Raw genomic sequence first — 20,221 nt, forward strand, 5'->3', positions numbered from 1 at the left:
AGGGTGTCATTTGTCACCACAGCAAGCAGGAAACGTCGTCGCGACCATGGCCCCGTTGGCCAGACATCGCTAGACACTGGAGTGTCCAAGCACTCCTGACGCGCCCTGACACCGACCGTGAGAAGTCGTGTGTGCCGAACGCCGTTTCCGGCAGCCCGGAAACCGACGGTACTACATGAAAAGAATGCTGATTAACGCGACTCAACCCGAAGAGTTGCGTGTTGCGCTGGTAGACGGCCAGCGCCTATACGACCTGGACATCGAATCCGGGGCCCGCGAACAGAAGAAGGCCAACATCTATAAAGGCCGGATCACGCGTATCGAACCGAGCCTTGAAGCCGCTTTCGTCGACTTTGGCTCCGATCGTCACGGCTTCCTGCCGCTGAAAGAAATCTCCCGCGAATACTTCAAGAAGTCCCCGGAAGGCCGCGTCAACATCAAGGACGTCCTGAGCGAAGGCCAGGAAGTCATCGTTCAGGTCGAGAAAGAAGAGCGTGGCAACAAGGGCGCAGCCCTGACCACCTTCATCAGCCTGGCCGGTCGTTACCTGGTACTGATGCCGAACAACCCGCGTGCCGGTGGCATCTCCCGCCGCATCGAAGGCGAAGAGCGCAATGAACTGCGTGAAGCGCTGAATGGCCTGATCGCTCCAGCGGACATGGGCCTGATCGTTCGCACCGCCGGCCTCGGCCGCAGCAGCGAAGAAATGCAGTGGGACCTCGATTACCTGCTGCAGCTGTGGACCGCTATCAAAGAAGCGTCCCAGGATCGCGCCGCGCCGTTCCTGATCTATCAGGAAAGCAACGTCATCATCCGCGCCATTCGCGACTATCTGCGTCAGGACATCGGCGAAGTGCTGATCGACAGCGTGGAAGCTCAGGAAGAAGCCCTGACCTTCATTCGCCAGGTGATGCCGCAGTACGCCAGCAAGATCAAGCTGTACGAAGACAGCGTCCCCCTGTTCAACCGTTTCCAGATCGAAAGCCAGATCGAGACCGCTTTCCAGCGCGTCGTCGAACTGCCTTCCGGTGGCTCCATCGTCATCGACCCGACCGAAGCTCTGGTGTCCATCGACATCAACTCGGCGCGCGCCACGAAAGGCAGCGACATTGAAGAGACGGCTCTGCAGACCAACCTTGAAGCGGCTGAGGAAATCGCCCGTCAACTGCGTCTGCGCGACATCGGCGGCCTGATCGTCATCGACTTCATCGACATGACCCCGGCCAAGAACCAGCGCGCCGTGGAAGAGAAAGTCCGCGAGAGCCTGGAAGCCGACCGCGCCCGCGTTCAAGTGGGCCGCATTTCGCGCTTCGGTCTGCTGGAAATGTCCCGTCAGCGCCTGCGTCCATCCTTGGGCGAAAGCAGCGGCATCGTTTGCCCACGCTGCAACGGCACCGGCATCATCCGCGACGTCGAGTCCCTGTCGCTGGCGATCCTGCGCCTGATTGAAGAAGAAGCCCTGAAAGACCGCACAGCTGAAGTGCGCGCTCAGGTACCGATCCCGGTCGCTGCGTTTCTGCTCAACGAAAAACGCAACTCGATCACCAAGATCGAACTGCGCACCCGCGCCCGTATCGTCATCCTGCCGAACGACCATCTCGAAACGCCGCACTTCGAAGTGCAACGTCTGCGCGATGACAGCCCGGAAGCCCACAGTTTGCAGTCCAGCTATGAAATCGCTGCGGCCGCTGCCGAAGTGGAAGAAATCCAACCGACCGCCGCTACCCGCACCCTGGTTCGCCAGGAAGCCGCGGTCAAGACGGCACCCGCCCGCGCCAATGCCCCGTTGCCGACCGAAGTCGCCGCACCGGCTGCACCCGCGCCTGTCGCTCATGAGCCAAGCCTGTTCAAAGGCCTGGTGAAATCCCTGGTCAGCCTCTTCGCCACCAAGGAAGAGCCTGCAGCGCCGGCCGCAGTGATTGAAAAACCGGCTGCCGAGCGCCCTGCCCGCAACGAGGAGCGTCGCAACGGTCGTCAGCAGAGCCGCAGCCGTAATGGTCGCCGCGACGAAGAACGCAAACCTCGTGAAGAACGCGCCCCGCGTACCGAGCGTGAAGAACGCGCGCCTCGCGAAGAACGTGCTCCACGTGAAGAGCGTGCACCGCGTGAAGAACGTGCCCCTCGCGAAGCCCGTGAAGACAGCGCTCCACGTGAAGAACGCGCACCGCGCGCTCCACGCGAAGAGCGCCAACCACGTGCGCCGCGTGAAGACCGCAAGCCGCGTGAAGAGCGTGTGCGTGAACTGCGCGAGCCTCTGGATGCCGCTCCGGCCGTCAGCGTGCCTCGCGAAGAGCGTCCTGAGCGCGCCCCACGTGAAGAGCGTCAACCACGTCCGCCGCGTGAAGAACGCAAGCCACGTGAAGAGCAGACCGCGGCTGCCGAAGACGAAACCTTGCTGAACAATGAAGAGCAACAGGATGACAACCAGGAGCACGCCGAAGGCGACCGTCCTCGTCGTCGCTCCCGTGGCCAGCGTCGTCGCAGCAACCGTCGTGAGCGTCAACGTGATGCCAACGGCAATGTGATCGAAGGCTCGGAAGGCAACGAAGACGAGCAAAACGTCGGCGAAGCCTCGAATGAAGGCGTGCGTAACGAAGGCAGTCGCACTGAAATCGCTGCAGGCCTGGCTGTCACTGCTGCCGTTGCTGAAACTGCGATCAGCGCAAACGCCGAAGCCGACGCCCATCGTCAGGCAGAGCGTGCCACCGCTGCAGTCGAGACATCCGCTGTCGAAGCCGCTCCTGTCGAGAAAACCGAAACGGTCGAGGCACCTGTGGTCGAAAACCAGGCTGCGACCGCGAAACGTTCGATCTTGCCAGAAGTGGAAGTCGCGCAGTTTGACGCGTCTCTCAGCCCGTTCGAGCGCCAGGTCAAAGCCGCCGCTGAACAGGTTGAAGCGCCGGCTGCGGTTGAGCCCCCTGTGTCTGTCGAAGCGCCGGTAGCTGCCGTTGAAGCGCCGGCGCCCGTCGCTGAGGTTCAACCGGTCGAAGCGCCGAAAGCGCCTGAGCCCGTCGTTGAGACACCTGCTGTCGAAGCGCCAGTGGTTGAGACGCCTGTGGCCCCGGCACCTGTCGCGGCAGCACCAGTGGTTGAAGCGCCGGCTGTCACCGCCGCGCCGGAAATCGTTGCTGCCCCTGTCGCTGCCGAGCCTGCTCCAGCGCCGGTAGCAGTCGAGAAGCCAGCATTGCCGCAGGCCAGCAGCGGTCGCGCGCCGAACGATCCTCGCGAAGTCCGCCGCCGTCGTCTGGAAGCCGAGCGTCTGCAAAAGGAAGCCGAGGCTAACGCGGCGGCAGCTCCCCAGGCCGCAGAGCCAACCCCAGCCGCTGTCCATGTTGCCTCTGAACAAAGCGCCGTGACCGAGCACGCAGAAACTGAAGAAAGCAACGAGCCTAAGCCGCTTTCGTAATCTTCAAGAAATGAAAAAGCCCCACCTGTGCAAGCAGGTGGGGCTTTTTTATACCCGCGAGATATGTGCGGAGGAGCGCTTCCCACAACGTTCAGTGTCGAATCAATTGCAACGCGCTGAAGGTGCCTACTCGAAAACCAGCGCCGAGGGAACGTCGACATCCCACAACACGCCAGGATCATCGACCCGGACCTCGTTCACCTGCGCGCCATTGAACAGCCGCTTGGCGCCCTTTTCCCCCGCCAATCCCATTAGCGATGACGCAAACCCACGGCCGAACGCCACGGGGTGACCATATTGCCCCTGGTACACAGGCACGCTGATCATGTCGGGCCGCACCGAGTCAGCCACGCGTTTGAGGGTATCCGGATGAATGAATGGCATGTCGCCCAGCACGATAAGCCAGCCGCGATGGTCGGGCTCTGCCGACACCGCGGCGGCGATGCTGTCGCCCATGCCTGGAGACTCGAGCACCACGACTTCGCAGCCATGACGCAGGCCAAGCTCGGCGACGCATGAGTACTGAGGACGGGTGAGCAGAACGACTTTGTCGACCTGAACGCTCAGATTCACCAGAACCTGTTCGATCACGCAGCGCTCGATCCCGTCACGGCCCATGCATTGCGCCAGCAGCTTGTTACGGTGCGCACCCGCTACCTCCCGATAGCGGGTACCTTGACCCGCCGCAAGGACGATGGCGCACAGGGTCTCGCTCATGCTCAGCCTCTGATCGGATGTTTACTTGACCGCAGGTGCAAGGGCCGCGCCAGAATAGTCAGCCCTCTATTACAGGCGCAGGTTTAGTAGAGGTTGGGTTCCATTTCCAGCGCCACGCCGAAACGCTGCAGGATATCGGCCTGAATCCGATGCGCAAGCCCCAGCAGATCGTGCCCGGACGCCGCTCCGTGGTTGACCAGTACCAGCGATTGCAGCGCATGCACGCCAGCATCCCCTTCACGAAAACCCTTCCAGCCAGCCTGTTCGATCAGCCAGCCCGCCGCCAGCTTCACCTGACCGTCGGCTTGTGGATACGCCACCAGCCCCGGGTAGGTTTCGCGAATCAGTGCCGCGCGTTCGGCGGACACCAGCGGGTTCTTGAAAAAGCTGCCCGCATTGCCAAGGATCGCCGGGTCCGGCAATTTCTCGCTGCGAATCGCGCTGATGGCCCGGCTGACGTGAATCGGCGTCGGGTTGGCGATGCCCTGCTCTTGCAAGCGCTGACGCACCGGGCCGTAGTCCAGATGCAGCCGCGCAGCAAAACTCAAACGAAAGCGCACGCGCAGGATCAGCCAGCGGCCCACTTGGTGCTTGAACACACTGTCGCGATAGCCAAATGCACAATCGGCCAGCGCAAACTCGCGAGTTTCCCCGGTTTCGCGATCCATCGCCACGAGGCTATCGAACACGTCTTTCAGCTCCACGCCATAGGCGCCGATGTTCTGCATGGGCGCAGCACCCACGGTGCCGGGGATCAGGCTGAGGTTTTCCAGCCCCGCCAAGCCTTGGGCCAGCGTCTCTTGGACGAAGGGATGCCAGGGCTCCCCCGCTTCCGCCTCGACCGTCGCCCCGTCGCAGTTTTCACGGATGATGCGAATGCCGCGCGTCGCCATGCGCAGAACCAATGCGTCAACGTCGCGGGTGAGCAACAGATTGCTGCCGCCACCGATGACCAGCAACTCGACCTGATGCGCCTTGGCGTACGCCAGCGCTTCACGAACGTCCGCGTCAGAATGAGCCTCGGCGAACAAGCGGGCGCGGACGTCGACACCAAAGGTGTTGAACGTTTTGAGCGACACATCGGATTGAATCAGCAGGGCCATGAACGCACCTGCCCCAGATGACAACGGCCCATCAGCCCTCCAGCAAGCGCCGTACGCGCTCCAGGTCTTCAGCGGTGTCGACCCCGGCAGGCGGTGCTTCCAGCGCATCGGCGACGTGGATCCGGACGCCGTGCCACAGGGCCCGCAGTTGTTCGAGATTTTCTGTGTTTTCCAGCCAGCACGGGCCCCAGCTGACGAAGTCGTGGAGGAAACCTGCGCGGTAGGCGTAGATGCCGATATGACGACGAAATGGCACGCCTTCGGGCAATGCGTCGCGGGTCTTGGCCAGCGCGTCGCGAGCCCAAGGGAGCGGCGCCCGGCTGAACGTCAGGGCCAGGCCGTTGATGTCCGAACTGACCTTGACCACGTTGGTATTGAACAGAGCGGTCACGTCGTCGATGGGTTCGGCGAGGGTCGACATCCGCGCTTCGGGGTGCGAAGCCAGATTGTCGGCGACCTGATCGATCACCGCGGGCGGGATCATCGGCTCGTCGCCCTGCACATTGACCACGATGGCATCGTTGGCCAGACCCAACTGCGAGGCGACTTCGGCGAGTCGATCGGTGCCCGAGTTGTGATCGTCGCGAGTCATCAGCACTTCAGCGCCGAACGCCTGGCACGCGTCGACGATACGCTGATCGTCAGTGGCCACAACGACCCGCTGGGCACTGCTTTTGTGCGCCTGTTCCCAGACGTGCTGGATCATGGGCTTGCCGGCGATGGTTTTCAGCGGTTTGCCGGGAAAACGGCTAGAGCCGTAACGCGCAGGGATGACAACCGTGAACGCTGCAGTCATTTGTCCAGACGCTCGTCAGTGGTGAGCGTGCGCGCTTCGCTTTCCAGCATCACTGGAATGCCGTCGCGGATCGGGTAAGCCAGGCCGGCGCCCTTGCTGATCAGCTCGGTTTTGTCGGCGCTGAGCTTGAGCGGACCCTTGCAGATCGGGCAGGCGAGGATGTCGAGCAATTTGGTGTCCATAAGAGATCCTGAGCGAGTCATGGCAAAAGTCGGGTTAACTGCGAATCGAACCAACTGACGAAGGCCGGGGAAGGTACGGCTTCCACGGTCAGGTACCACCAGTCGGGCGCTGCGAAGGTTGCGCACTTCACAGCGTCTTTCTCGGTCATGACCAACGGCAGGGCCGGCGTGAACGCCAAGGCCTCAGCACTGAATTCGGCATGATCGGCGAATGCATGGGGAACAGGCCGCCAGTGTAGTCCTTTGAGGGTATCGAAGAAACGTTGCGGGTTGCCGATGCCAGCCACTGCGTGTACCGCCTGACCCGGCGCAAAGTGATCGACCGGCCGGTGCTGGCCTGTTTGAAGGTTGATCAGGGCGGTGGGTTGCAGGGTGAAGGCGTAGCCATCGCTGCGGTCCTCCCGAGCGCCGTTGTACAACAGCGCATCGACGCTGCCCAGACGCTCGACCGGTTCGCGCAACGGCCCGGCGGGTAGACAGCGGCGATTGCCCAGCCCCCGTGCAGCGTCGATCAACACCAGTTCGAGGCTGCGGGCGAGTCGGTAATGCTGCAGGCCATCGTCGGACAGAATCAGATCGAGGGGCTCCTCGGCCAACAGTGCGCGCACGGCTTGGGCGCGATTCGGGTCGATCATCAGCGGCACGCCGGTGCGTTTGACGATCAGCAACGGCTCGTCACCGGCCTGCGCAGCAGCTTGTTCTGCCCGGACCCGCCACGGAAAGCTCGGTGGCTTGGCGCCGTAGCCGCGACTGACCACGCCCACGCGCAAGCCGCGTTGACGACAGTGCTCGATCATCCAAAGGATCAGCGGCGTCTTGCCGGTGCCGCCGACGGTGATGTTGCCGACCACGATAACCGGCACCGGCGCCGTGTAGATTTCGCCCTCGCCTGCCACGAATCGCGCACGCTTGGCGTTGACCACGCGCCGGTACAGGGCCTCCAGCGGTCGCAGCAGCGTCAGGGCGGGATGGCCGTTATACCAGGCGTCGAGCAAACGGTTGGTCAGTGCCATCAGTTAGCCGAGGCGGCCTCAACGGTGGTCATGCGCAGATGGGCGAAACCCAGCTTGCCTGCGGCGTCCATGGCGGTGATCACCGCCTGGTGCGGCGTTTTGCCGTCAGCGCTGATCGACAATGGCAAGCTGGTGTCGCCACCGGCTTCCTTGTTCAACGCGTCGATCAGGGTCTCCAGCTTGCTGTCGGCGAGCAGGGTGTTGTTCACCGAATACACGCCCTCGGCGTTGATGGCGATATCGACGTGCTTCTTATCCACGTCGTCCGCCGACGCGCCGGTGACGGCCTGGGGCAAGTCCACGCGCAGCTGGGTCTCGCGGGTGAAGGTCGTGGTAACCACGAAGAACAGCAACAGAATGAACACCACATCGATCAGCGACACCAGGTTGATGTCGATGGTCTCCCGAGGTTTGCGGCGACGGAATTTCACTTCTTGCGTCCCTCGCCCCGCGCTGCGGCTTTAAGGTCCGGTTTCGCGTCGGTCAGGTCGACGTCGCGGTCGCCCTGCACCACTTCCACCAGCTTGATGGCTTCCTGTTCCATGCCGACCACCAGCTCATCGACGCGGCTTTGCAGGTAGCGATGGAAGAAAATCGCGGGGATCGCCACGGTCAGGCCCGACGCGGTGCAGATGAGCGCCTTGGCGATGCCGCCCGCCAGCATGCCCGCGTTGCCGGTCATGCCGGTGCTGGTGAACGAGCTGAAAATATCGATCATGCCCAGCACCGTGCCCAGCAGGCCGAGCAGCGGCGCCATGGCCGCGATAGTGCCAAGCGTGGCGAGGTAGCGTTCGAGTTCGTGGATGACGCGGGCAGCGGCTTCTTCGATGCACTCTTTCATGATCTCGCGACCATGACGGGAGTTGGCCAGGCCTGCCGCGAGGATTTCCCCCAACGGCGAATCGGCGCGCAGCTCCTTGAGTTTTTCGCTGCTCAGCTGCTTGTCTTGAATCCAGCGCCACACCTGACCCAGCAGGTGCGGTGGGGTGATGCGGCTGGCGCGCAAGGTCCAGAGGCGTTCGATGATGATTCCGACGGCGGCAATGGAACTCAAAATGATCGGTAGCATCATCCAGCCACCCGATTTAACCAGCTCCCACACAGCGACCACCCCCTGAAAAAAAGTGGCGCTACTCTACCATACGGTCGGCCCATCGCATCGCCGACTCATCCCGTCCGATGAATAACCGGCTGATCACTCTCGCCAGAAACGTCTGACGGCGCGCTCGTTGCCCACCTCGCCAAAGGTACCCAATTGCAGCGTGATAGCGCCTTGCTCGGCGCTGTCGTGGGTGGCGATGTTCAGCCAGCGGTAACGCGACATGATTAACGGATGCGGGTGGCCGAAGGCGTTGTTGCGACCTCGAGAGATCAACACGCCCCGAGGCGAAACCGCCTGCAGAAAGCGTTTCGACGAGGAGGTGCGACTGCCGTGGTGGGGCGCTTGCAGCCAGTCGGCGCGGACGTCAAACCCCTCCTCCAGCATTGCCCGCTCGGCCTGCGCGTCGATGTCACCGGTCAACAGCAGCCGCTCGCCTTTGGCGTCGACGCGCAGGACGCAGGAGCCTTGATTGCCCTCCGCGGCCTGATCCCAGATCCAGGTGGAAAACGTCACGTCGTCCCACGTCCATGTGTCGCCATTCCGACAGCGCTCGACGGGCAATCCGACAGGCATGCGTTCTATATCGCCACCCAGGACTCTCGACACGGGCAACGCTTGATGAATGGCGAGCGCCCCGCCCGCGTGATCGGCGTCGGCATGGCTCAGCAGCATCAGGTCCAGTCCAGCCACCCCGGTGCGGCGAATGGCTGGCAGGACCACCCGTTGACCGATGTCGAACTCGCCAAAGCGCGGCCCCGCGTCATACAGCAGCGTGTGATGCCGGGTGCGCAACAGCATCGACAGCCCTTGGCCAACGTCCAGTTGCGTCACTTCGACTTCGCCCGGCGGGATACTGTTTTGCGGCGCGAACACGCAGAGCAGCAGCATCGGCCAACCCAATGGGCGCAGCGGTACGCCACTGGGCAGCAACAGCAGCAACGCACCAACCAGGCTCAGGGGCCAGACCCACAGCGGCACGGCAGGTCCGGTCCAGGCAGGCATCAACTCAGCCATCAGGCCAAGCACGCGGAAAAGCCCCTCCATTGCGCCGCCCGCCAGCCAGAGCAGGCCTTCTCCGAGGGGAGGGATCACCAGCAGGAACGTCCCCGACAGCGCCAACGGCAGGATGACCACACTGACCCACGGCACCGCCAGCAGATTCACCAGCGGCCCGCTGAGGCTGACCGGCAGGTTCAACGCCAGCAGCACCGGGAGCAGGCCCAGGGCGATCAGCCACTGCGCGCGGGACCAGCTTTGCAGCCAATGCCAGGCGCCAAGGCGTCCGCCGAAAATCAGCAAAAGAATGCCGACCGCCGCGAATGAGAGCCAGAAACCGGGCCTCAGGCTGATCAGTGGTTCGACAATCAACACGCCATTCAAGGCGATCAAGATCGGCCAGATGACACCGAGATGGCGAAAGCGCAGGCGCCAGAGCATGACCAGCCCGAGCATCACGCAGGCGCGCTGCACCGGGACTTCGAAGCCTGCGAGAAAGCCGTAGCTGAGCGCGCCGCCGAAGGCCAACATGCAGGCCGAAGGTAGCCAGGGAATGAACCGCGGCCACAGCCCCCAGCGCGCCAATCCGGCCACCAGCCCGTAAAGCAGCCCTGCCAGCAAGCCGATGTGAGTCCCCGAGATCACCAGCAGGTGCACGGTGCCGGTGTCCTGCAGCACCCGCCACTGCGCTGCGCTCAGGCCCGAGTCGTCGCCAAGGACCAACGCCGCCAGACCGCCCTCATGTCCCTGGGCATCGACCGCCAACAGGCGCTGGCGGATATTGTCTCGCCAGGGCTCTGCAGATGCCTTGATGCGTTCACCGTCAACCACTGTCCCCGTCGCCCCGATGCGCTGGGCGAGCAGCCAGGCTTCGTAGTCGAAGGCGCCCGGGTTGACCAAGCCACCCGGACGCTTGAGCTTGACAGCTAAACGCCAACGCTCGCCGCTGCGCACTTCCGGGCCGCCATACCAGGCGATGCGCAGGCGTTCGGGTAAGGGCGTGCGCCGCGAAACTGCGTCTTCAAGCTGAAAGCGCACCACGCCGTCGACACGGTGAGGCAGACCGACGACATGGCCTTCGAGCCACAACGTCTGACCATCGAGCCGTTCTGGCAGGCGGTCGTCCAATGCGGATTGAGCCGAGACACAGGCCCAGGTCAGCGCGAAGAGGAAAAAGGCCAGTGGGTAGGTGCGAAACGGCAGCAGCATCAGCGCCACCACCGGCATCGCCAGCAGCAACCAGACCGGCGGTAATGCCGGTAAAAAACGCAGAACCAACAGGCCCAGTGCAAGCGCCACCATCCCTGTGCGCATAAGGCTTTCCTTCGGCAACCGATGAAATTCACCTTCATGACTTAGCGCACTGGCCGAGGCACGCTTTTATTAATTGTCACAATGTCTGAATTTCCGTAGATCACTATCCATGCATACTGGCCCGAATTTTCCGCCTCAGCCCCCGGATTTCCTGTATGCCACGCCACCTGATCAAGCGGTACATGCCCGATCCGAACAGCATCCGGGAACACAAATCCTTACGCTTTCTCGGCACCCTCCTCCACGATCCCAACCTCTGGCACCTCAATCGGCACTCGGTGGCGAGGGCGATGGGCATCGGTCTGTTCGCAGCGCTGATGCCCATGCCCTTGCAGATGCTGCTGGCCGCGTTTCTGGCGATATGGACGCGCGCGAACATGCCGATCGCGGTGAGCCTGTGCTGGCTGACTAACCCGCTGACCATGCCGCCGGTGTTCTATGTCACCTATAAAATCGGCGCGCTGCTCATGGGCCTTCCACCCCGTCACTTTCCAGACGAGATGAGCTGGGACTGGATCAGCGGGCAGCTGTCGACGCTGTGGCAGCCGTTTTTGCTGGGGTCAGTTGTGGCGGGGGTCGTGCTGGGGGTGGTGGGGTATTTCGCGACGATGGGGTATTGGCGGTGGTGGGTGGGGCGGCAGTGGAAGCGGCGAAAGGCCAAGCGCGGCTAACGTCCTCATTGCGCACCCTTGTAGGAGCCGGCTTGCTGGCTCCTACAAGATGTGCGACATGCAGGGAGGGCGTGGGATTACTGCCGCATCCCGCGCCCACTCACCAGCAGCCGTGCGCAGCCGAGGTAGAGAACGATGGTGGCAATGACCATGAACGCCAGGGCGACGCTGATCTTGATGTCCGACACACCCAGAATGCCAAAGCGGAAGGCGTTGACCATGTGCAGCACCGGGTTGGCCAGCGATACGGTCTGCCAGAACGGTGGCAGCAGGTTGATCGAATAGAACACCCCGCCAAGGTAAGTGAGCGGCGTCAGCACGAAGGTCGGGATGATCGAGATGTCATCGAAGTTGCGCGCAAACACGGCGTTGATGAAGCCCAGCAGCGAAAAGATCGTCGCCGTCAGCACCACCACCACGATCGTCACGCCCAAGTGGTGGACCTGAAGATCAGTGAAGAACATCGACAGGATCGTGACGATGATGCCCACCATCAGCCCGCGCAGCATGCCGCCCAGGGTGAAGCCGATCAGGATGGTGTGCGGCGAGACCGGCGAGACCATCAACTCTTCCACCGAACGCTGGAACTTGGCGCCGAAAAAGCTTGAGACCACGTTGCCATAGGAGTTGGTGATCACCGACATCATGATCAGGCCCGGCACGATGTACTGCATGTAGGTAAAGCCACCCATGTCGCCGATCTGCCGACCGATCAGGTTACCGAAGATGACGAAGTACAGAACCATCGTGATCGCCGGGGGCAGCAGGGTTTGCGGCCAGATCCGCATGAAGCGACGAACCTCGCGGTAGACGATGGTGTTCATGGCGATCAGGTTGGGGCGCAGCTCTGAACTCATACCGCCACCTTCGACAGGTTTTTCTCGACCAGGCCCACGAACAGCTCCTCCAGGCGATTGGTTTTATTGCGCAGGCTCAACACCTGAACGTTTTGCAACGCCAACTGACTGAACAGCGCCGTGATGCCGATGGTTTTGTCCACCTGCACCTCCAGGGTTCGCTCATCCACCAGTCGCGACGGGTAGCCGGTCAATTGCGGGGCGACGGGCATCGGATCTTTGAGGTCCAGCAGGAAGGTTTCGACGTGCAGCTTGTTGAGCAGCGTCTTCATGCCGGTGTTTTCGATGATCGTGCCGTGGTCGATGATGCCGATGTTGCGGCACAGCTGCTCAGCCTCTTCCAGGTAATGCGTGGTGAGGATGATGGTGATGCCCTTCTCGTTCAGCTCGGTGAGAAAGGTCCACATCGAGCGGCGCAGTTCGATGTCCACGCCTGCGGTCGGTTCGTCGAGGATCAGCAGGCGCGGTTCGTGAATCAGCGCGCGGGCGATCATCAGACGCCGCTTCATACCGCCGGACAGCGAGCGCGAAGGCACGCTGCGTTTGTCCCACAACCCTAGTTGAGTCAGGTACTGCTCGGCGCGCTCTTTGGCGATCTTCGGCGGAATCCCGTAATAGCCGGCTTGGGTGACGACGATGTCGAAGGTCTTCTCGAACTGGTTGAAGTTGAACTCCTGAGGCACCACACCGATCGAGCGCTTGAGCTGCGCCGGGTTACGATCAAGGTCGTGGCCGAAGATGTTCACGGTGCCCGTGGTTTTGTTGACCAGCGTCGAGATGATCCCGATGGTGGTGGATTTGCCCGCCCCATTGGGGCCGAGCAATGCGAAGAAATCGCCTTCGGCGACGTCCAGATCAATACCCTTCAGGGCCTGGAAACCGTTGCCGTAGGTCTTGGTTAGCTGCCGGATGGACAGAGCTGAACTCATGACTGAAAACACACCAATAAAAGGAAAGAAAGGAAATGAACGATGACAAAACCTGGCCGCTGAATCGTTCCGGGGCGCCTTCGCGGAGTTGCCGAAACAATCTGTTGCGCAGTGGCACGAGCGCCAATGGTGCTTGCCTGTGCCGCGCAAGTACAGCCAGATCTATTGATAGTCGTTATTAATCTAACGCGGTGACGCTCACGTCAGCGCTGTCATCACGGCTTTGCGATAGGCCGGACGCTGCTGCAAACGCTCGTACCAGGCTTTGAGGTGGGGCAGCTCCGCGCGTTCAATCGGCATTTCGAACCAGGCATAAATAAAGCAGCCCAGCGGGATATCGCCCATGCCAAATGCGTCGCCCGAGAGGTAAGGCTGGGAAACCAGCGCGGCATCTGCGACGCGCAGCAACCCCTCGACGGTGGCCACCGCAAGGTTGATCCGGGTCCAGTCCTGCTGCTCGGTCGGGGTGCGCAACACGCCCCAGAATACCGGGCGAAACGGGCCAGCGAGCGTCGAGGTGGTCCAGTCCATCCATTTGTCAGCCTGGGCGCGAGCTTTCGGATCGTTGGGGTACAGCGCCGATCCAGGCGCATATTGCGCGGCCAGGTAACGGACGATGGCGTTGGACTCCCACAGCACGAAGTCGCCGTCTTCAATCATCGGCACGACGCCATTGGGGTTCTTGACCAGATACTCCGGCTGATCGTTGAGGCCGAACGCGCCGCCCGCATTGATCGCCTCGTATGCCAACCCCAGTTCTTCCGCTACCCACAAGGCCTTGCGAACGTTGGACGAATTCTGGCGACCCCAGATTTTCAGCATAATTGTTGTTCTCCTGAGTGCGGCGCCAATGGGTGAGTGGCATATGCCTGCGGGCCGCCAGTCTACCCCACCCCCTATACGCGATCGAGCGTTTCGCCAAGCGTGCCGTGGGAGTGAGATTGACGCGCACTCATGCCTGCAACTCCGCTTGTACAGACGCTGTTCGAGCCACACCCTCACGCGCATCGGCCATCGCTCGAACTCCCCTGACGGCACGGGGTCACTATCGAAGCGCGGGCCAGAGCGGCTGCCCGCAGTGTCGATGGCGCCCGATGGCGTCGTCATCTCGGAGGGATTCTTATGCTGTTGTTGTGGATCGTGGTGCTGGTGATCGGCGTGGCCTGGCTGGCCCATCGGCGTGTTGCCCCCTTCCCTGCCCTGGGTATCGTGGCGATCTACCTGTTGGTGATGGGTGCGTTCAGTCATGCCCACGGCTGGATGATCATTCCGTGGCTGCTGTGGCTCGCTGTGGCGCTGCCCCTGGCGTTGCCGGACCTGCGCCGCAAACACTTCAGCGCGCCGATGTTCGCCTGGTTCAAGAAAGTGCTGCCGCCGATGTCCGCAACCGAGCGCGATGCCATTGATGCGGGCACGGTGTGGTGGGATGGCGAGCTGTTCAGCGGTCGCCCGAATTGGGACACCCTGCTGGCCTACCCTAAAAGCCAGCTGACCGAAGAAGAACAGGCCTTCCTTGACGGCCCTACCAATGAGCTGTGTGCCATGGTCAGCGATTGGGGGATCGGCCAGGCCATGGACCTGCCGCCTGAAGCCTGGGCTCACATAAAGGAACACGGCTTCTTCGCCCTGATCATCCCCAAGGAATACGGCGGCAAAGGCTTTTCAGCGTATGCCCACTCGCAAGTGGCGATGAAACTGGCCACCCGCAGCGGCGACCTGGCGTCCACCGTGATGGTCCCCAACTCCCTCGGCCCGGCTGAATTGCTGCTGCATTACGGCACCGACGAACAACGCAATCACTATCTGCCACGCCTGGCCCGTGGCGATGACATCCCGTGCTTCGCGTTGACCGGTCCACTCGCCGGTTCCGACGCGGGCGCGATGCCCGACACCGGGATCATCTGCAAAGGCCAGTGGCAGGGCGAGGAAGTCGTCGGCCTGCGCCTGAACTGGGAAAAACGCTATATCACACTCGGCCCGGTCGCGACCCTGCTGGGCCTGGCGTTCAAGGCATTCGACCCTGAGCACCTGCTCGGCGATCAGGAAGACCTGGGCATCAGCCTGGCGTTGATCCCGACCAACACACCGGGCGTCGACATCGGGCGCCGTCATTTGCCGCTGGGCGCGGCATTCATGAACGGCCCGAACTCAGGCAAAGACGTGTTCATCCCGCTCGAGTACCTGATCGGCGGTCAGGCCATGCTCGGCAAGGGCTGGATGATGCTGATGAATTGTCTGTCGGTAGGTCGCTCGATCTCCCTGCCGGCCGTGGGCACCGGTGCGGCGAAGTACACCAGCTTGGTGACCGGCCAGTACACACAGATCCGCGAGCAGTTCAATGTGCCCCTTGCGGCGTTCGAGGGCATTCAGGAATCCCTCGCGCGGATTGGCGGCAACGCCTGGCTGATGGACAGCGCGCGCATGTTGACGGCTAACGCAGTGGACCTGGGCGAGAAGCCATCGGTGCTGTCGGCGATCCTCAAGTATCACCTGACCGAACGCGGTCGCGAGTGCATCACCCACGCCATGGACGTGCACGGCGGCAAGGGCATCATCATGGGCCCGAACAACTACCTGGGCCGGTCGTGGCAAGGCGCGCCGATCTTCATCACTGTAGAAGGCGCGAATATCTTGTCGCGCAACCTGATGATCTTCGGTCAGGGCGCCATTCGCTGCCATCCCTTCGTATTGAAGGAAATGGCCCTCGTCGGGCGTGAGGATCATGACCGCGCGGTGGTGGAATTCGACAACCTGTTGCTGCAACACATCGGTTTCGCAGCGCGCAATGCGGCGAGCACGCTGGTGCTCAACCTGGGCTTCGGCCATTTCGAAGCCATGCCGGGGGATCGTCTGAGTCAGGGCTATTTCCGCGCCCTTAATCGCCAGGCCGCAGCCTTCGCGATGCTCGCCGATCTGAGCATGATGCTGCTGGGCGGCGAGCTGAAACGCCGCGAGCGCCTGTCAGCGCGGCTGGGCGACGTGTTGAGCCACCTGTACCTCGCGTCGGCGGCGCTGAAGCGCTACCACGATCTCGACTACCCCGAAGCGCTGGTGCCGCTGTTTCGCTGGTCGATGGAAGAAGCGCTGGGTGAATCGGAACGGGCTTTGGACGAGCTGTTGAGCAACTTCCCGAATCGCGTGTTGGGCGGCCTGTTGCGGGGGATCGTGTTCCCGCTCGGACGTCGTCACAAAGGCCCATCGGACAGGCTGGATGCGGAAGTCGCCGCGATTATCGGTCGCGCCAAAGGCGACCCGGCGCTGGAATCGGTCCTCGCCGGTTGCTACCGCCCGACGTCGGAAAGCGACCCGGTGGGCGCACTGCAACACGCCGCAGACTTGCTCAGCAAGGCGAAGTCGCTGCACGGCAAATTGCACCAGGGGCTGAAAACCGGTCAGGTCAAACCGGCGGGAGGCGAGCATGCGATTGATGCCGCGCTGAACGCCGGGGTGTTGCAAGCGGTAGAAGCCGAGACACTGCGCACGGCCGAAGCGGCTCGGCGCAAGGTGATCGACGTGGATGACTTTGATAAAGAGCAACTGACGGCCTCCGAAGGAAAAATCCGTTAACCCTGGATGCGTTCCTCCCCTGTAGGAGTGAGCTTGCTCGCGATGCCGTTTGTCATGTTCCATCCGTGGACCTGACCCACCGCCATCGCGAGCAAGCGCTCTCCTACAGTGGCCGTTCGCAGGCAAGCCCTCGTGCGAATCATCGAATCCGCCCCTCTAGCCTGCATATCTCCGCAGATTGGCCTACACTCCCCGGTAACAACAAGAAAACACCAAGGGGACGCATCATGATTGACCATCGCCTGACCCATCGCTGCCTGCTCGCTGACATCGCTTCCGGGGATGACCTTCACAGCGGCAAACCCAACCTCACCCTGCAAACGCTTCTGCTCATCGGATTCGTCACACGCCAACCCAATCCGGATCGCACCTACGCTCACCTCGCACTGACCGAGGCCGGGCATCGGTATCTCGCCGGCCTCTGGCATTGAATTGATCCCACGTTCACACATCGGCCATTGACCGCCAGTCCTTCGGGGTATCGGTGGCAGGTCCGGGGATCTATACTCCCGCGCCTGTTTTTGTCTCTGAGGACTTCATCATGGCCGACGCCAATCTCGACCGCACTCTTAACCTGCTGACGCACCTGCGCGGCATTCTGGTCGCGCTCGGTGAAGCCGAACAGGTGCCCGAAGAAAGTCATGCGCTGTTCATCGAGCGTTATGACGAATTGCTGGCCTTGCTGCCGGTTGAACCGATTGAAAGTCAGTACTTGGGTCAGGATCTGCTGTGCCAGGTGATTCAGCGCTACCCGCAAATCGCGCACCTGGTGCCTCGCGACCTGCTCTGGTACTTCGGGGGAGACTGTCTGCACTTCATGCCAGACGACGAAATCGACCTGTACACCGCGCTGGAAGAACGGCGCTTCGAGGCCGAAGAGAACGAAGAGCCGTTCGACTGGGATCAGGAGAAGCAACTGCTGGCGATGGGGCAGGACGGGTCGCGGCACTAAGCGATTCTCATCCTTTCTTGCGGGAGCGTGCGTGCCCGCGATGGCGGTGTGTCAAAGCCCTCACATACCTGACACATCGCCATCGCGGGCCAGCGCGCTTCTACAGGTCCCGCATCACTTCAACAGCGCCCCATGGGCATTCGGAAACACCTCCCGATCCACCAGCCCCGACACCTGCACGGCCTGGGGGAAGATTTTCTTCGCGACAAACAGGTCATCGACGCCTTGCAGCGCGGAAATGTCCGACGCCTCCACCGGCAGCAACGACTCGACGCCCCAACTCTGCAAACGCTGCGACACCGGCAACGGCACGTTATTGACCGTTGAAAACACCTGCGCGTATTGCGCCGGATTCGCTTTCGCCCACTCGAACGCCTTGGCCAGGCGCTGCAGCACATCATTCAGCGCCTGGCGCTTCACGTTGTCCGCCAATGCCTTATCCGACGCGGTAATAAACGTCAGGCCGGTGTTGATTCCCTCCCCGCTCAACAGCAATCTCGCGCCGTTTTCCTCGGCGAAGGCTTGATAGATCCCGAACGTCGCCCAAGCGTCGATCTTGCCTGCATGAAAGGCCGACAAGGCGTCGGTGGGCATCACGAACCCGATGTTGACGTCCGACTCGTTGACCCCGGCGTTTTCCAGCGCACGGATCAGCAGGTACTGGGAAATGCTGCCACGTGCCGAAGATATCGACACGCTGCGGCCCTTCAGATCGGCCACCGTTTTGATGTCCGAATCCGGCGGCACCAGAATTCCGATGCTGCGGGACTGCCCCCGGCGCACGGCGACGATGCGCAGTGGCGTGCCTCCGGTGGCAGCAGCCAGCACCGGGGTGTCGCCTGCCGGAGCAAGGTCCACAGCCCCCGCCCGCAGCGCTTCGAACAGCGGAGCCGCCCCTTGGAAGTTGGCCCATTCCACCTGATAGGGAATGCCCTCGAACGCCTTCGACGCTTCGACCACTGTGCGCAAGCCCTTGGCCTGATCGCCAAGGATCAACTTCACTTTTGACCAATCCACCGCGTCAGATACCGCAGTCGGTGTGTTTCCTGCGTCGCCACAGCCTGCCAGCACGGCACATGACAACAGCATCGCGAGCCCTCGGCGGGCCAGATTCCAGCGACAAAACCCCATCGATCAACATCCTTGCAGGCGGTTTCAAAAAGCGCAGGCGTGAGCACCATGCGTAGGGGAACTATCGTAAACGCATAAAAAAACGCCGGGAAAGGCCGATTGGAAATAAGCTAATGCTCAGGTTTTTTGATCTTTATAAAAAATTAGATGCATTATTTTCATAATTAGCTTAGCGCCAAATCGAATTTCACAGGCCCAGCGTGCGCCCTTATGTTGCGCACTGGTCTCGCGCGAAGTAGAGACGCGCCCGTTTCACTTGAAAATAAGGAACCGCCCATGAGCATCGAATTCATCGGTTACATCGCCACCCAGCCGTTTTCGGAAATCCACCCGCGCAGCGGTCAGACCATTCAGCCGGAGTACGTCGAAAAAGTCGCGCGGGCCCACGAACAAGCAGGGTTCGATCGTGCGCTGGTGGCCTACCATTCCAACAGCCCGGACAGCGCGTTCGTGGCGGCCTACGCTGCCAGCGTGACCACGAAACTGAAATTTCTCATCGCTCATCGGCCAGGGTTTATCGCCCCGACAGTGGCCGCGCGGCAGTTCGCGACCCTAGACGTGTTCAACGGCGGTCGCACGGCGGTACACATCATCACCGGCGGGGACGACAAGGAACTGCGCGCCGATGGCAGCTACATCGGCAAGGACGACCGCTACGCGCGTACCGACGAATACCTGAGCGTGGTGCGTCAGGAATGGACCGCGGAAAAGCCTTTCGACCATCACGGCACGTATTACCAGTTCGAAGGGGCGCATTCGCTGGTCAAGTCGCCACAACAGCCACACATCCCGGTGTATTTTGGCGGGGCGTCGCAAGCGGCTATCGAGGTGGCGGGCAAGCACGCCGATGTGTACGCGCTGTGGGGCGAAACCTATGAGCAGGTCAGGGATATCGTCAAACAGGTGCGAGCCGAGGCGGCGAAGCACGGACGCTCGATCCGTTTCAGCCTGTCGCTGCGACCGATTCTGGCCGAGACCGAAGAAAAAGCCTGGGCCCGGGCGGACAGCATTCTGGAACGGGCCAAAGCTCAGGCCGAGTCCGCAGGGATTCAACGCCGTGAGCCGGCCAACGAAGGCTCGAAGCGTTTGCTGGCAGCGGCGGCACAGGGCACGCGTCTCGACAAACGCCTCTGGACCGGGATCGCCGGCTTGCTCGGCGCAAAAGGCAATTCGACGGCACTGGTGGGCACCGCCGAACAAGTGGCCGACGCGTTGCTCGATTACTACGATTTGGGCATCACAACCTTCCTGATCCGCGGATTCGACCCGTTGGAAGACGCGATCGACTACGGCAAAAAACTCATCCCGCTGACCCGGGAGCGGGTGGCCAAGCGGGAGCGGGACAGGAAGGTGGCTTAAGCAACCTTTACCAGGCCGGTCGAACGGAAAGCCTGTGGGAGTGAGCGTGTTCGCGAAGACTGATGACGGGCGCTGAAGCTGCATCAGCGGTCAGGGCCTCTTCGTGAGCAAGCTTGTGTCTTCAAG

General features: G+C 61.9%; 18 protein-coding genes. 6 read left to right on the forward strand and 12 right to left on the reverse strand.

Annotated features, from left to right (window positions below):
- The first annotated feature begins 175 nt into the window (after positions 1-175).
- On the forward strand, positions 176-3,406 hold the full coding sequence (gene rne / locus B3N48_RS13395) for a ribonuclease E (protein WP_296184429.1): 3,231 nt from the start codon (positions 176-178) through the stop codon (positions 3,404-3,406).
- A gap of 126 nt (positions 3,407-3,532) precedes the next feature.
- Here the strand turns inward: rne and B3N48_RS13400 are convergent, their stop codons facing one another.
- The 8 genes from B3N48_RS13400 to B3N48_RS13435 form a co-directional block, all read right to left on the reverse strand.
- Positions 3,533-4,123 (reverse strand): nucleotidyltransferase family protein, encoded by a 591-nt coding sequence (locus B3N48_RS13400; protein ID WP_296184431.1) that lies wholly within the window; start codon positions 4,121-4,123, stop codon positions 3,533-3,535.
- 83 nt (positions 4,124-4,206) lie between these two features.
- Complete coding sequence (gene murB, locus B3N48_RS13405) at positions 4,207-5,226, reverse strand: UDP-N-acetylmuramate dehydrogenase (RefSeq protein WP_296184432.1); 1,020 nt, start codon at positions 5,224-5,226, stop codon at positions 4,207-4,209.
- A 31-nt stretch (positions 5,227-5,257) separates the two neighbouring features.
- Entirely contained in the window at positions 5,258-6,022 is a 765-nt protein-coding gene (gene kdsB / locus B3N48_RS13410; RefSeq protein WP_296184434.1) for a 3-deoxy-manno-octulosonate cytidylyltransferase, read from the reverse strand.
- Positions 6,019-6,204 (reverse strand): Trm112 family protein, encoded by a 186-nt coding sequence (locus tag B3N48_RS13415; RefSeq protein ID WP_003174668.1) that lies wholly within the window; start codon positions 6,202-6,204, stop codon positions 6,019-6,021. The genes kdsB and B3N48_RS13415 overlap by 4 nt, the downstream gene beginning before the upstream one ends.
- Positions 6,205-6,221: 17 nt before the next feature.
- Positions 6,222-7,217, reverse strand: coding sequence for a tetraacyldisaccharide 4'-kinase (gene lpxK / locus B3N48_RS13420; protein WP_296184442.1), 996 nt, complete (start codon positions 7,215-7,217; stop codon positions 6,222-6,224).
- Positions 7,217-7,648 (reverse strand): ExbD/TolR family protein, encoded by a 432-nt coding sequence (locus B3N48_RS13425; protein WP_296184444.1) that lies wholly within the window; start codon positions 7,646-7,648, stop codon positions 7,217-7,219. Before B3N48_RS13425 ends, lpxK begins: the two co-directional genes overlap by 1 nt.
- Positions 7,645-8,319 (reverse strand): MotA/TolQ/ExbB proton channel family protein, encoded by a 675-nt coding sequence (locus tag B3N48_RS13430; RefSeq protein WP_296184446.1) that lies wholly within the window; start codon positions 8,317-8,319, stop codon positions 7,645-7,647. Before B3N48_RS13430 ends, B3N48_RS13425 begins: the two co-directional genes overlap by 4 nt.
- A 93-nt stretch (positions 8,320-8,412) precedes the next feature.
- A complete protein-coding gene (locus B3N48_RS13435) occupies positions 8,413-10,629 on the reverse strand; it encodes a DNA internalization-related competence protein ComEC/Rec2 (RefSeq protein ID WP_296184448.1) in 2,217 nt (738 codons plus the stop codon).
- Positions 10,630-10,784: 155 nt separating this feature from the next.
- On the opposite strand from B3N48_RS13435, the gene B3N48_RS13440 reads away from it, so the two are divergent.
- Positions 10,785-11,300: a DUF2062 domain-containing protein gene (locus tag B3N48_RS13440; protein ID WP_296184451.1), complete on the forward strand. Its 516-nt coding sequence runs from the start codon at positions 10,785-10,787 to the stop codon at positions 11,298-11,300.
- Between the two features lie 77 nt (positions 11,301-11,377).
- Here B3N48_RS13440 and B3N48_RS13445 read toward each other — a convergent pair whose 3' ends face one another.
- The 3 genes from B3N48_RS13445 to B3N48_RS13455 form a co-directional block, all read right to left on the reverse strand.
- Entirely contained in the window at positions 11,378-12,157 is a 780-nt protein-coding gene (locus B3N48_RS13445) for an ABC transporter permease (protein ID WP_296184454.1), read from the reverse strand.
- Entirely contained in the window at positions 12,154-13,086 is a 933-nt protein-coding gene (locus B3N48_RS13450; RefSeq protein ID WP_296184456.1) for an ABC transporter ATP-binding protein, read from the reverse strand. The genes B3N48_RS13445 and B3N48_RS13450 overlap by 4 nt, the downstream gene beginning before the upstream one ends.
- A gap of 198 nt (positions 13,087-13,284) precedes the next feature.
- On the reverse strand, positions 13,285-13,908 hold the full coding sequence (locus B3N48_RS13455; protein WP_296184457.1) for a glutathione S-transferase family protein: 624 nt from the start codon (positions 13,906-13,908) through the stop codon (positions 13,285-13,287).
- 300 nt (positions 13,909-14,208) lie between these two features.
- Between B3N48_RS13455 and B3N48_RS13460 the strand changes: the two genes are divergently transcribed.
- The 3 genes from B3N48_RS13460 to B3N48_RS13470 all read left to right on the forward strand — a co-directional run bounded on the left by B3N48_RS13460 (position 14,209) and on the right by B3N48_RS13470 (position 17,605).
- Complete coding sequence (locus tag B3N48_RS13460; RefSeq protein ID WP_296184458.1) at positions 14,209-16,653, forward strand: acyl-CoA dehydrogenase; 2,445 nt, start codon at positions 14,209-14,211, stop codon at positions 16,651-16,653.
- 227 nt (positions 16,654-16,880) lie between these two features.
- Positions 16,881-17,084, forward strand: coding sequence for a hypothetical protein (locus B3N48_RS13465; RefSeq protein ID WP_296184460.1), 204 nt, complete (start codon positions 16,881-16,883; stop codon positions 17,082-17,084).
- Between the two features lie 110 nt (positions 17,085-17,194).
- A complete protein-coding gene (locus B3N48_RS13470; RefSeq protein WP_296184462.1) occupies positions 17,195-17,605 on the forward strand; it encodes a PA2817 family protein in 411 nt (136 codons plus the stop codon).
- A 114-nt stretch (positions 17,606-17,719) separates the two neighbouring features.
- Here the strand turns inward: B3N48_RS13470 and B3N48_RS13475 are convergent, their stop codons facing one another.
- Positions 17,720-18,736 (reverse strand): ABC transporter substrate-binding protein, encoded by a 1,017-nt coding sequence (locus tag B3N48_RS13475; protein WP_296184465.1) that lies wholly within the window; start codon positions 18,734-18,736, stop codon positions 17,720-17,722.
- 276 nt (positions 18,737-19,012) lie between these two features.
- Here B3N48_RS13475 and B3N48_RS13480 point away from each other — a divergent pair, with 276 nt between their 5' ends.
- The gene (locus B3N48_RS13480) at positions 19,013-20,095 is read left to right on the forward strand and encodes an LLM class flavin-dependent oxidoreductase (RefSeq protein ID WP_296184468.1); all 1,083 of its coding nucleotides are present in this window, start codon (positions 19,013-19,015) and stop codon (positions 20,093-20,095) included.
- The last annotated feature ends 126 nt before the right edge of the window (positions 20,096-20,221 follow it).

It is taken from the genome of Pseudomonas sp. UBA1879, assembly GCF_002338065.1.
GTDB lineage: Bacteria > Pseudomonadota > Gammaproteobacteria > Pseudomonadales > Pseudomonadaceae > Aquipseudomonas.

Excerpts from the sequence above, each read along its gene's own strand:
- rne (WP_296184429.1), top strand. The coding sequence starts at position 176 with ATGAAAAGAATGCTGATTAACGCGACTCAACCCGAAGAGTTGCGTGTT.
- B3N48_RS13400 (WP_296184431.1), bottom strand. The coding sequence starts at position 4,123 with ATGAGCGAGACCCTGTGCGCCATCGTCCTTGCGGCGGGTCAAGGTACC.
- murB (WP_296184432.1), bottom strand. The coding sequence starts at position 5,226 with ATGGCCCTGCTGATTCAATCCGATGTGTCGCTCAAAACGTTCAACACC.
- kdsB (WP_296184434.1), bottom strand. The coding sequence starts at position 6,022 with ATGACTGCAGCGTTCACGGTTGTCATCCCTGCGCGTTACGGCTCTAGC.
- B3N48_RS13415 (WP_003174668.1), bottom strand. The coding sequence starts at position 6,204 with ATGGACACCAAATTGCTCGACATCCTCGCCTGCCCGATCTGCAAGGGT.
- lpxK (WP_296184442.1), bottom strand. The coding sequence starts at position 7,217 with ATGGCACTGACCAACCGTTTGCTCGACGCCTGGTATAACGGCCATCCC.
- B3N48_RS13435 (WP_296184448.1), bottom strand. The coding sequence starts at position 10,629 with ATGCGCACAGGGATGGTGGCGCTTGCACTGGGCCTGTTGGTTCTGCGT.
- B3N48_RS13440 (WP_296184451.1), top strand. The coding sequence starts at position 10,785 with ATGCCACGCCACCTGATCAAGCGGTACATGCCCGATCCGAACAGCATC.
- B3N48_RS13445 (WP_296184454.1), bottom strand. The coding sequence starts at position 12,157 with ATGAGTTCAGAGCTGCGCCCCAACCTGATCGCCATGAACACCATCGTC.
- B3N48_RS13450 (WP_296184456.1), bottom strand. The coding sequence starts at position 13,086 with ATGAGTTCAGCTCTGTCCATCCGGCAGCTAACCAAGACCTACGGCAAC.
- B3N48_RS13455 (WP_296184457.1), bottom strand. The coding sequence starts at position 13,908 with ATGCTGAAAATCTGGGGTCGCCAGAATTCGTCCAACGTTCGCAAGGCC.
- B3N48_RS13460 (WP_296184458.1), top strand. The coding sequence starts at position 14,209 with ATGCTGTTGTTGTGGATCGTGGTGCTGGTGATCGGCGTGGCCTGGCTG.
- B3N48_RS13465 (WP_296184460.1), top strand. The coding sequence starts at position 16,881 with ATGATTGACCATCGCCTGACCCATCGCTGCCTGCTCGCTGACATCGCT.
- B3N48_RS13470 (WP_296184462.1), top strand. The coding sequence starts at position 17,195 with ATGGCCGACGCCAATCTCGACCGCACTCTTAACCTGCTGACGCACCTG.
- B3N48_RS13475 (WP_296184465.1), bottom strand. The coding sequence starts at position 18,736 with ATGGGGTTTTGTCGCTGGAATCTGGCCCGCCGAGGGCTCGCGATGCTG.
- B3N48_RS13480 (WP_296184468.1), top strand. The coding sequence starts at position 19,013 with ATGAGCATCGAATTCATCGGTTACATCGCCACCCAGCCGTTTTCGGAA.